The 12,171-nt window shown below is 37.6% G+C and carries 10 protein-coding genes; 6 read left to right on the top strand and 4 right to left on the bottom strand.

The features are described 5' to 3' along the window. Genes M2919_RS05310 through M2919_RS05295 form a run of 4 tightly spaced genes read left to right on the top strand, consistent with a single transcriptional unit; the run spans window position 1 to window position 4,401 of the window. The gene (locus M2919_RS05310) at window positions 1-798 is read left to right on the top strand and encodes a pilin N-terminal domain-containing protein (protein ID WP_248848309.1); all 798 of its coding nucleotides are present in this window, start codon (window positions 1-3) and stop codon (window positions 796-798) included. 2 nt (window positions 799-800) lie between these two features. Continuing rightward, window positions 801-2,312 (top strand): SpaH/EbpB family LPXTG-anchored major pilin, encoded by a 1,512-nt coding sequence (locus tag M2919_RS05305; protein ID WP_248848308.1) that lies wholly within the window; start codon window positions 801-803, stop codon window positions 2,310-2,312. Window positions 2,313-2,366: 54 nt separating this feature from the next. Next, on the top strand, window positions 2,367-3,260 hold the full coding sequence (locus M2919_RS05300) for a class C sortase (protein ID WP_248848307.1): 894 nt from the start codon (window positions 2,367-2,369) through the stop codon (window positions 3,258-3,260). Further along, window positions 3,244-4,401 carry a class C sortase gene (locus M2919_RS05295; RefSeq protein WP_222317127.1) on the top strand — a complete coding sequence of 386 codons (1,158 nt, stop codon included), beginning with the start codon at window positions 3,244-3,246 and terminating at the stop codon, window positions 4,399-4,401. The genes M2919_RS05300 and M2919_RS05295 overlap by 17 nt, the downstream gene beginning before the upstream one ends. 131 nt (window positions 4,402-4,532) lie before the next feature. On the opposite strand, the gene M2919_RS05290 is transcribed toward M2919_RS05295, so the two are convergent. Next, window positions 4,533-6,284 (bottom strand): ABC transporter ATP-binding protein, encoded by a 1,752-nt coding sequence (locus tag M2919_RS05290; RefSeq protein WP_248848306.1) that lies wholly within the window; start codon window positions 6,282-6,284, stop codon window positions 4,533-4,535. After that, a complete protein-coding gene (locus M2919_RS05285) occupies window positions 6,281-8,017 on the bottom strand; it encodes an ABC transporter ATP-binding protein (RefSeq protein ID WP_248848305.1) in 1,737 nt (578 codons plus the stop codon). The genes M2919_RS05290 and M2919_RS05285 overlap by 4 nt, the downstream gene beginning before the upstream one ends. Window positions 8,018-8,106: 89 nt before the next feature. On the opposite strand from M2919_RS05285, the gene M2919_RS05280 reads away from it, so the two are divergent. After that, entirely contained in the window at window positions 8,107-8,640 is a 534-nt protein-coding gene (locus tag M2919_RS05280; RefSeq protein ID WP_248848304.1) for a TIGR01440 family protein, read from the top strand. A 273-nt stretch (window positions 8,641-8,913) separates the two neighbouring features. Next, the gene (locus M2919_RS05275; protein WP_126763171.1) at window positions 8,914-9,534 is read left to right on the top strand and encodes a 50S ribosomal protein L25/general stress protein Ctc; all 621 of its coding nucleotides are present in this window, start codon (window positions 8,914-8,916) and stop codon (window positions 9,532-9,534) included. Window positions 9,535-9,759: 225 nt separating this feature from the next. On the opposite strand, the gene M2919_RS05270 is transcribed toward M2919_RS05275, so the two are convergent. Together M2919_RS05270 and M2919_RS05265 are read right to left on the bottom strand one after the other, a co-directional pair. Next, a complete protein-coding gene (locus tag M2919_RS05270) occupies window positions 9,760-10,494 on the bottom strand; it encodes an amino acid ABC transporter ATP-binding protein (RefSeq protein ID WP_023606668.1) in 735 nt (244 codons plus the stop codon). Window positions 10,495-10,509: 15 nt separating this feature from the next. Beyond that, window positions 10,510-12,081, bottom strand: coding sequence for an ABC transporter permease subunit (locus tag M2919_RS05265; RefSeq protein ID WP_248848303.1), 1,572 nt, complete (start codon window positions 12,079-12,081; stop codon window positions 10,510-10,512). Between the last annotated feature and the right edge of the window lie 90 nt (window positions 12,082-12,171).

The following is a 12,171-nucleotide window of genomic DNA, read 5'->3' as shown; positions in this document are numbered from 1 at the left end:
ATGACAGAAAAAATTTATACTTATAAAATATGGTTTCTTCCTTTCTTATTAGGCTTGTTGTTTATGACGGAGTTCCGTGTGAATGCGGCCAATCAATCAGTTATAAAAGAAGATCATGCTACGCTTTATATTCATAAACGCATGTACAAAAATCCAAATGCTCGTCCATCTTACACAGAGAATGACGGGTTACAACGAGAAGTCGAGAATGAAAGTGATACTTATGGATTGAACGACGTCACATTTGGTATATATGATGTGACGTTGCCACTCGCTGAGAAACTTAAAACACGGTCATTAGAAGACATTCAACAAGAAGTATTAGCTTGGGATTTAGATGAAACCCATCATCCACTTCCTGGTTCTCAAAAATTAGGCTCTATCAAAACAAAAACGATGAATCAAGAATCCGGTCTGGGACGTTTTGAGTTCACTATCCCTGAGGTAGAAAATCCAGCGATTTTAATAGTAGAAGAGGATGCACCACTTATCAATGGGGAAAAGATTGAGCATCCAGCTGCTCCAATGTTGATCGTTTTTCCAGTTGAGAATCCAATGCAACCTGGAAGTTATTTATCAGAGATTCATCTTTATCCTAAAAATTATGGTTATAGAGTGAAGGAAACGCCACCTAATAAACCAGTTACCCCAAGTCCTAAACCTCATAAGCCTTCATTGCTTCCTCAAACTGGGGAAGCTAAAACAGCGATAACATTGATTGGATTTGTTATCGTGGTAAGTGTTGGAGTTATAGGGTTAAGAAATAAAAAAATAAAAAAGAAACATAGGAGGATTTAAATATGAAAAAGATTTTAAAAACATTGACTGCTAGTTTTGTAGCAATGTTAGTATTGCCATTATTGACAGGTGCTGTATCGGTTAAAGCAACTGAACCAGAAGAGGGTACAGAAACTAATATTACGCTACATAAGAGAGTCTTTAAAGAAGGGGAAACACCAGAAAACAAGTTGAATACTGGACTAGAAGATAATGATTTTGGTGGAGATCCACTCGCAGGTGTCGAATTTACAATGTATAACATTACTGATATTTATCATGAGATGCTAGCGAAAACTTCTGTAAATGTGGAAGAAGCTCAAAAAAGCGTTATTGAGCAAATTCAAAAAACAGTTATCGATACGCCAGAAAATTTTGATCTCCGATCAAAATCAATTCAGGTAGTAGAGACGCAAGACGATGGAAAAGCAACTTTTGGAAATGTCGCAATGAAGCGAGACGGAAAAGATGCGGTTTATTTATTCTTAGAAACTAAGACACCGAATGAGCCGACGATTACAAAAATTGCAGCCCCTATCGTATTAGCAATGCCAATCTATAAAAATGACAACAAAGAGTTAAATAGAGATATCCATGTCTATCCTAAGAATGAGTCTGCTGAAAATAAAAAGGAAATGACGAATAAAGGATTAACGGAAGTTGAAGTCAATGGTGTAAAATACCCTAATGTTACAACAGGAGATACGTTGAACTATAAATTGACTATCAACGTGCCAACCAATATTACGCATGAATCTACTACAGGATACGCGATTAAAGATACACCGTCTGAAGGATTAGAATATAAAAAAGGTACAATTAATATTGAAGATTTAGATTCAGGAAAAGATTATAAAATTGAAGAAGTTGGAAATGGATTTAAAATTAGCTTTGTATTAAATGATAAGGTTAAAAGTTATGCTGGTAAGAAACTATTTGTAACCTATGATATGAAATTAACAGCAGAAGTTAAGCCAGATGAGAAGCACGAGAATAACGCTTCTGTCATTGTTTCTAATGGTCCAGAAGATGAAACAACAACAGAAATAACTCCTCCACCGGCAGTTGTAACTGGTGGTAAAAAGTTTGTTAAGCAAGATGCTCATAATAAGAACCCATTAGAAGGAGCAGAATTTGTCGTAAAACAGAATGATACATATGCAAAATTTTACGATGATTTAAGTTTGACAGGAGAATATGTTTTTGAAAAATGGGTTGATAATGTAGATGATGCAACAAAAGTAGTTTCAAATACACAAGGTGAGTTTTCTGTGAAAGGTTTATTAGATGGAGACTACCAATTAGAAGAAACAAAAGCACCAAGTGATAAATATGTGAAGTTAAAAGAAGATGTCAATTTTATAGTTAAACATGGAGAATACGGTACTGCTAAGTTACAAGAAATTAAAAACACACCTAAAGGTATTTTACCTTCAACAGGTGGCACAGGAATTATCGCGTTCTTAGTACTGGGAAGTGCAATGATGTTAGGGGCATTTGCTTGGTCACGAAAGCATAAAGAATTAAACGTTTAGAAATCTTAAAGACTACTTCAGAAGAAGTAGTCTTTTTCTTACAAGAAAGCGAGGATGAACGTGGCAACTAAACCAAATAAAGCGGTCAACCATGTACTGACAGCCACAATTGTATTGTTATTTATTACAGGCGCTGTTATCTTTTTCTATCCATTTATAGCGAATGCGATTAACACCTACTATGCGAATCAGATGGTTGAAACGGTACAAAAAGAAGCAAACGATCAATTTTTAAAAGAAAAAAAAGCACGACTACGTAAAGAAAAAAAAGCAGCGCAAGAGACTGCTGCCAAACAAGTAATCGGACTTACCGAAGATATGTTTGATGTCGATGAGTCCGACTATAGACCATTATCAAAAGAAGATTATCAAAAGCACTTGATAGGATCCGTCTATATTCCTAAAATTTCGGTGGGCTTACCTTTATTTGATGAAACGACAGATGATTTGTTAGAACAAGGAGCAACTCTGTTACAAGGAACCTCGTATCCAACTGGAGGCTATAGCACACATAGTGTGATAACAAGTCATAGTGGACTTCCTGAGAAAAAATTATTCACTGACTTGGAAAAATTGAAAGTTGGCGACTATTTTTTAGTGAATAATTTAGATAAAACTATGAAGTATGAAATAGAGAGTATCAAAGAAGTACTACCGACGGAAACAGACGATTTAGTCATTCAAGAGGGAAAAGATATGATGACATTATTGACATGTACCCCCTATATGATAAATACACATCGTTTGCTTGTAACAGGACATCGTGTGCCTTATACAGAAGACGAAGCGAATAAAGAAATAAGTTCAGTTAAAAAAAGTCAACAGAAAGATTATTACCTTCTTTTGTTAATTATTTTGATCGTATTTACTTTCTTTATATGGTGGCTTCGAAATAGGGTATTAATAAAAGAAGACAAAAGGGGATATGAAAATGAAAAAAGGAAATAAGCGTATCATTTCTCAAATCGGTATGCTTATTGTATTTTTAGTGGGCTTTTTAATTATGTTGTACCCATTTTACGTTAATGCTTTAAACGATTTAATAGCAGAATATACTGTTATGAGATATCAAAAAAAGGAACATCAAGATTTTATAGAAAAAAAAGAAAAGTATCAAAAAGAAAATGAAAGAATAAAAAAAGAAGGATTACATCCAGGAAGTGATCCATTTGAAGAAGAACAGGTAGCTATAAAAAAAGATGCAGAGTTGCGTGAACATGTTATTGGAAAAGTAAATATACCAAAACTAGCTGTTGAAATGCCGTTGTTTGATAAAACAACCCCATATTTGCTAGAGCATGGAGCAAGTGTTTTAGAAGGAACATCATTTCCGGTAGGTGGCGATAGCACTCACTCGGTGATTTCTGCACATCGAGGATTGCCAGACAGAGAGCTTTTTACTAATCTCCCTAAATTAAAGTTAAACGACATATTTTTAGTGGAAGTTTTGGGTGATACTTTGGCATATGAAGTGGATAGTATTGAAACGGTTCTCCCCGAGGAAACATCTGTTTTAGCAATTGAACCGGGCGCAGATAAAATGACCTTACTCACGTGTACCCCCTACATGATAAATACACATCGTTTACTTGTGACAGGACACCGTGTGCCTTATACACCAGAGTTGGCAAAGGAAAAAGAGCAGAGAGATCAGTGGAGAAAATTAAAACGTATTGGGATTATAGTAGGTGTCATCTGTATCGTGATACTATTAGGTAGTATGATGATAAAAAGAATAAAGGCTTATTATTTATCTAAAAAGAGTATGACACTAGAGATTCAAGTGAAACATGAAGAACAGATAGAACCTTCACGTGTAACCTTGTATGATTATCGAGGAAAAAAGCCAGTATATCGTAACGGGGAGCCTTTGGTTTGGATTGGACATCAGAATAGTCATGGTCACGTAAAATTTGAGAATTTACCAGGTGGAATATATCAAATTAAAGTTGAAAATGGTCCGAAAGTAAAGACAGGGATTAAAAGTTCAAAACAAAATATGCCCATGTTTTATTTGAAACGTCAATCAGTATTTGAATTGAAAAAAGACGGTTGGGAATTAATTATACTAAATCAAAATAAAGTCTGATTTCAAATATGACGGTCTTTTTAGAGTAATTGATACATAATATAAGTGATACACATATAAATGATTATTATAAAGGACTGATGAATCAGAAAATGATTCATCAGTCCTTTAAATTATAGAGCCAATTTTTCTTAATCCCCACGTAACTGTGTTTCATACAATCGACGATAATAACCGTTTGTATTTGTCATTAGTTCTTCATGAGAGCCAACTTCTACAATTTGACCTTTCGACATGACGAGAATTTTATCGGCTTGTTTAATCGTTGAGAGACGATGTGCGATTATAAAGCTGGTTTTATTTTTCATCATCTCTTGAAATGCTCGTTGAATAGCAAGCTCGGTCATTGTATCTACAGAACTGGTTGCTTCATCTAGTATAAGCATAGGTGGATTAGCAATAATCGTTCGAGCGATACTCAGCAGTTGTTTTTGTCCCTCTGATAGTGTTAAGTGCTGGCTATTGACAGGGGTGTCATAGCCAAGCGGTAGTTGTTCAATAAAAGTATCAATTTGAGCTAAAGCCGCTCCTTTTTTAACATCCTCTAGACTAGCATTAGGCTGACCATACGTTAAATTTTCTAAAACTGTGCCTTGATGTAACCATGTCTCTTGTAACACTATACCGAATAAAGAGCGTAGTTGTGTTTGCGATAGTTGAGATAATGGAACATCATCCACATAGATTTCTCCACGTGTTAAAGGATAGTAGCGCATGAGAAGATTGACAATGGTAGTTTTACCTGCGCCAGTTTCACCAACAATGGCGATAGTTTCACCCGGTGCGACTTCTAAATTAAAATTCTCAATCAAAGGTTGGTGTTCATAGTACTGAAAATCGACCTGTTCAAATACCACTTTTCCTCTAACTTGCTCTGGCTGCAGTATCGATTTACTAGGATATGCAGGTTCATCTGGACTGTTTACAAGTTCTTCAATCCGATTTAATCCAGCTAAGGCACTTTGAATTTGTGTCGTTAAGCCCGATAGCTCGATGAATGGCTTTGTAAACTGATTAGCATAAATAATAAATGTCGTCATCATACCAATTGTAAGAGTCGACGATGTAAAAAAGATGAGATAGGCACCGACAAAACCGATGATAATATAGCCTAAGTGGTCGATAAAGCGAGATAATGGGTTACTCAATGAAGAGATAAACTGTGCGCGTTGACCAGCATGTTGTAAAGCATGATTCATTTCCCTATACTGCTCAGTACTGTTTTTTTCTTGTTGATAGAGTTTAATTAATGTCATGTCAGCAAAGCGTTCGGTCATGAATCCTGTCATACGACCGACTATTTGTTGTTGTTCTTTAAACGACTGTTGACTTTTCGTAGCAATCGTCCATGTCGTGATGAACATTAAAGGAGTCATTACGATAACACATAGGGCTAACCAACTATTCAATTTAAACATCATTACAATTGCGACCAAAATTAATGAAATGCCTGAAAAAGCGATGGTAATCGTTCCAATGAGCGCTTCTGCGACAAAATCTAAGTCATTCGTAAATCGACTGATAGTGTCGCCTTTTGAATGGTAATCAAAATAGGAAACAGGTAAACGTTGTAGTTTATCCAGCCCTTTTTTTCGCAGAGTTGTCACACTTTGGTAACTGATTTTATTTGCTAAGCGCATTAAGAGCCATTGAGTAGTGCTTGCCAGTAGTAAACACAGCAAGAAACGTTGTAGTGCTTGAGAAAAAGGTTGCGAGCTATTGGGTAGCGACAAAGCATCGATACTGAGTCCAATGTAATACGTCATTAACACGGTCGCCGTGCCGCTTATAATCCCGAAAAAAATAGTGACAAAAAGCGAGAGACGATAAGGAGCAAGTAGCTCTTTTAAAATAGAAGAACGTTTTAACACTGATTGTCTCATGCCTCATCTCCTCCTTGCTGTGATTGTTTGATTTCTTGATAAAAAGAGGATGTGGTTTCTAAAATCTCTGGTTTATTTTGGTCGATAATTTTTCCGTGTTTCATTGTCATGATCCAATCAGCCTCTTGCATGAGCGCCAATCGTTGGGAAATCATAATAATCGTCGTGTCTGTTAGGGTTAATAAATGATGTTGGACACGTTGGGCAGTCAAAGCATCAAGAGCGCTTAAGGTGTCATCTAAAATAAGAACGCTTGGTTCTCCCACTAATGCACGTGCTAGCGCCAGTCGTTGACGTTGTCCTCCAGAAAAGTTTCGTCCAAATTCAGCGACGTCTCCGTCAAGTTGACCAGGATGTGAAAGAATCTCATCCTTTATTTCTGCTAGAGATAAAGCGCGCCAAAGCTCATCATCTGTTGCCTCTGCTTTTCCCCAAAGTAAATTTTCTCGAACAGTCCCTTTAACTAAATTGCTTTTTTGAGGAACTAATCGAATTTGCTGCATGAGAGTGGGGCGATGTAAATCCTGAATAGGATATCCTTGATACATTAAAGTCCCTTCTGTAGGTGCGTACAGCTGAGCTAAGATAGCAGCAAGCGTAGACTTCCCACTACCAGTTGGCCCAATAATTCCTGTGAATGTCTTTGGTTTCAGTGTAAAATCCAGAGATTGTAAAACAGTCGGCCCCTCTTCTTGATAACGAAAAGAAAGATTTTTTGCTTCGAAGATAGGGATATCACTTGTAATCGATTTGCTTGCCAGATTTTCTGGGAAAGACTCGGTGTTTTGTTCCTCTTTTTGTTCGAGTAACACGGTTAAACGCTGTTTAGAAGCAGCGGCTTTTGTAAAAATAACCACTAAGTTTGAAACGACTATTAAAGCGAGTAACATTTGCATCATATAGTTAACTAAGGCGACTACTTCTCCTTGTTGCAACGCACCTAGTTGAAATTGCCCCTTACCATTTACGATAAGTAAGGCAATGCCCAGATTCATCAAAAGTAAGGTTAATGGATTAAGTAGGGCGGATACATTGGCTACACGTGTGTAAGCGCGAGCTAAGTCATCACTGACGTCATGTAATTGCTGTGTTTGTTTTTCTTGACGATTAAAGGCACGAATGACGCGTACGCCGCTATAAGTTTCATCAATTGATGCGGTTAAAGTTTCAAGTTTCGTTTGAACGTGTCGATACATAGGCACTGTTTTTTTTATGATGAAAAATAGGACGAGTGAAAAAATTGGGAGTATCGTAAGAAATATCAAGGCACTTTTCGGATCGATATAAAAAGCCATAACAATCGAGCCAATGCTGAGAAAAGGTGCCCGGATGACTAACCGGATTAACATAGCTAGTGCTAGTTGTAATTGATTAATATCATTGTTCATGAGCGTTGTCATATAAGAAGGACTTAAACGATTTAACGTTGTTGGACTGAGGCGATGAATTTTTTGATACACGCCATTCCGTAAGTCTGTACCAAATCCTTGAGAGGCGACTGCTGCATAATACTGACAGATTAGCACGCAGACTAATCCAATCACAGTAAACCATAACATGTGACGGGACAGCTCTTTAACTCGGCCCCAATTTTCTAGTCGAATTCCTTCATCAATGAGTTTCGCCATATAAATAGGTAAGAGTAGTTCAAAAATGGCTTCGAGTAGCTTGAAAAAAGGACCTAGAAATAGTTCTTTGCGATAAGGTTTTAAATAAGGATATAAAATGCGCATAGTAAACTCCTTTATAGTATCGATTTCATTATAATTTTACGCTAGTTTGTGATAGATTTAAAGTAAACAGATATAAAGGAGGAAGAGCGATGTTAAAAAATCTAGACGAAGATGTCCGCAGTATGATTCAAGAGCTCATACAGCAAGCAGAACTGACAGCAGGAGATATTTGCGTACTTGGATGTAGCAGTAGTGAGGTAGTAGGCAAGCAGATTGGCAAAGGTTCAAGCGCGGAAGTAGGAGAAGTGATTGTTAAGACGCTTTATGAAGAATTAGCAAAAGAAAAAGTGTATCTAGCCGTACAAGCCTGTGAGCATTTAAACCGTGCGCTTGTTATTGAGAAACAGGCGATGACACATGATTTGGAGGAAGTGTCAGTAGTTCCAACTCTATCAGCAGGAGGCTCCGCTGCGACGGCTGCCTATCGTTATTTTAATGAACCGATAATGGTAGAGTTTATTAAGGCAAAAGCAGGGATAGATATCGGTGATACAGCGATTGGCATGCACATTAAACATGTTGCTGTCCCTATCCGCCTATCTACTCAACAACTAGGGCATGCACACGTTACAGCGTTAAGTTCTCGACCTAAATTAATAGGTGGCGCTCGAGCTAGTTATTAAAAAAGGGTATTTATTTGACTTTCTGTTTGGAATGACGTAGCCTAGATGTATAAGCTTATATTATAGTGTGGTTATTTATTTTCTAATAAAGGCCACGATGAGCAAACAACATGTGAAGACTAACATATTGTTTAAGTGTGATTTTACACTCGCCTCTCATGATCTGTAAAGATCTCTATAACTATAAGTGAAGTTCGTTTTGGTACGCCATGTTCAAGTAATTGTAACATTGCCAATACGAGCTTATTTATATGACTATGAGGAGGAATAAACATGGCAGTAACATTGAAAGTAGAAAGAAGAGCAATTCGTCCACGTTCTATCCGTAAACAATTACGTGTAGAAGGACGCGTACCTGGTGTCGTTTATGGTAACGATGTTGAAAACACATCTTTATCGGTTGATGCAATGGCACTATCAAAAGCAATCCGCGAAAATGGTGCTAACGCTGTTTATTACTTAGAATTAGAAGGTAAAAAAGTTCCAACATTAGTACATGATTATCAAGTAGATACATTTAACGGAGACTGGGTTCACGTTGAATTCCTAGCTGTTGACATGAGTGAAGAAACAGAAGTTGAAGCAGAAATCGTCTTAATTGGCGACGCTCCAGGGGTTAAAGCTGGTGGTGTGTTAACTCAAACATTATACAACGTGGTTGTTTCAGCAACTCCAGATAAATTACCAGAAACAGTAGAAGTAGATGTGTCAGGTTTAGAAATTGGCGACAGCATTAGCGTAGCTGACTTACCTAAATTTGAAGACTTTACAATTGTTACAGAAGCAGAAGAACAAATCGCATCTGTTACAGAACCAGAAGTTCATGAAGAACCAGAAACAGATGGCGAAGCAGCTGAGCCTGAAGTTATTGGTGAAGATAAAGAAGAAGCATAAGTTTACCTATAGAAGTGTGTCGTCAATTAGACGACACACTTTTTTTATTATCCACAGTTTATCCACAGGAAGTTGTGCACAACTTGTGAATTATGGGGAAAACCATGTGTAAAATAGAAAAGACGAGAGATAAAAAGTGGAAAAACGAAGGAATAGTTATCCACATCGTTTGTGGATAATGTGGAAAACCCCACAATCCTATATTGTGGGGTTAAAGTATCATTGTTATGAGAGAACACGTTGTAAAAATTCTTGTGTTCGTTTTTCTTTAGGCTGTTGAAAAATATCTTCAGGTCGTCCTTCCTCTGCGATAACACCTTGATCCATAAAGATGACTCGGTCAGAAACTTCTTTGGCAAATCCCATTTCGTGTGTCACGATGACCATAGTTAAACCTTCGTTAGCTAATTCACCCATAATGTCCAGAACTTCGCCGACCATTTCGGGATCGAGAGCAGAGGTCGGTTCGTCAAAGAGTAAGCAGTCAGGATCCATTGAAAGAGCGCGAGCGATAGCGACACGTTGTTTTTGTCCGCCGGAAAGTTGTTTGGTTTTTGCGTTAGCAAAAGTTGCCATACCAACTCGCTCTAAGTTTTTTAATGCGACTTGTTTTGCTTCTTCCTCCGAGCGATTTAAGACTTTTATTTGGCCGACCGTGCAGTTGTCTAACACATTTAAGTTTTCAAATAAGTTAAAGTGTTGGAACACCATGCCAAGATGTGTACGATATTCTGGTAAATTATAATGATTGGCTAGCACGTTTTCGCCTTTAAATAAGATTTCCCCAGCTGAAGGTTCTTCTAATAAGTTAATACAGCGTAATAATGTTGATTTTCCAGAACCTGAGGAACCGATAATGGTCACCACTTCACTTTTTTCAACATGGAGCGTTACGCCTTTTAAGACGTGATTGTCACCATAGTATTTTTCTAATTGATTAATTTCTAATAAACGACTCATTCAATTTCTTCCTTTCTAGCGTTGTGTGGGCTCTTGAACTTGCATCTGATTGGCATAAGGTGCATAGTGCTCTGGACCGTCTAAGCGTTTTTCCACACGTCTTAAAATTTGAGTGACTGTAAACGTCATTACGAAGTAAATAACACAAACGACGAAGAATGTTTCAAAGAATCGGAAGTTACTTCCTGCAACTGTTTTCGCTTGGAAGAATAATTCTGACACGGCGATAACATTCAAGACGGATGTATCTTTAATATTAATAACAAATTCATTACCTGTTGCTGGTAAGATGTGACGGATGACTTGTGGTAACACGATGTTACGCATCGTTTGGCCATGCGTCATACCAATTGCTTGAGCTGCTTCAAACTGTCCTTTATCCACAGCATAAATACCACCACGGACAATCTCGGTCATATAAGCACCCGTATTAATCGATACGATGAAGAGTGCTGCTAAAATTCGATTTAAATCAATTCCAAATGCTTGTGCTGTACCATAATAGATGACCATTGCTTGGACAATCATCGGCGTACCACGGAATATTTCAATATAAACATTGAAGAAAATATTAAGAGCTTTTAATAAGACGCGTTTAATTCCAGATTTTGGTAAAGTAATGGTACGAAACACGCCGATTCCCAAACCAATCAATGTACCGACGACTGTTCCGATTAATGAAATAAAGAGTGTCACACCAGCGCCGCGTAAGAACATGCTGCCATTTTCTTTCATTATTTTAACCACCCAGTTTTGAGTGCCGCTGTTATCTGGTTGTGATTGAATCACATTTTCCATAATGTCTTGTTGTTCATCGATTGAAATTTGACTTAACACTTGATTTATTTCGCTTGTGAGCGGACTATTTTTTGCTACACCAATAGCAATCGCAGTGTCTTCAGGTTCTGTAATAAAACCTTCACCGTCTTCAAATGATACGACTTTAAAATTAGGATTAGCATTTGCAGCAGTTAAGGCTTCAGGCATCTCAGTAACGTAACCGTCGATAACACCTGACTCTAAAGCGACGCGCATCGCTGGGAAGTTATCCATAGCCGTCTGTTTATCGACTTCAGGAATTTGGTCAATCACAGAATAGTGAAACGTGTTTAATTGAGCGGTAATTTTAGCCTGTTTGAAATCACTTAAACGGGTCGCTTCTTCAAAAGGGCCACCTTTTTTTACGAGCAACACGAGATGTGACTGATAATAGACATCAGAAAAATCGATACTCTTTTTACGTTCTTCAGTTGGCGACATACCAGCAATAATTGCGTCTATTTTTCCAGATGTTAAAGCAGGAGAAAGACCATCCCATTCAGTTTTAACGATGACTAATTTTTTATTTAAACCTTCAGCGATACGTTTGGCGATTTCTACGTCATAGCCGCCGGCAAATTCTTGTGAACCTTGAATAGGAACGGCACCATTTTCATCTGTTTGTTGTGTCCAGTTGAAAGGGGGATAACCGGCTTCCATCCCGACGCGAAAAACACCATCATTTTCCGCAGCTGAAAGGGTTAGGGGCAAGAAAGCAATCAGGCTGAGTAGAGCCATAAGTAAGTAGCGATACTGTTTTTTGTTCATAATTATTCTCCTTTATCTATCATACAAAAAAAGACCTTACGAGGATGATAGACATCTTCATAAGGTCTTGCATTTGCATGTTCTTTTCTG

It is taken from the genome of Vagococcus lutrae (assembly GCF_023299185.1).
GTDB classification, from domain to species: domain Bacteria; phylum Bacillota; class Bacilli; order Lactobacillales; family Vagococcaceae; genus Vagococcus_A; species Vagococcus_A lutrae.
Note: the sequence above shows the minus strand (reverse complement) of the source record. Positions and strands in the feature narration are given on the sequence as shown.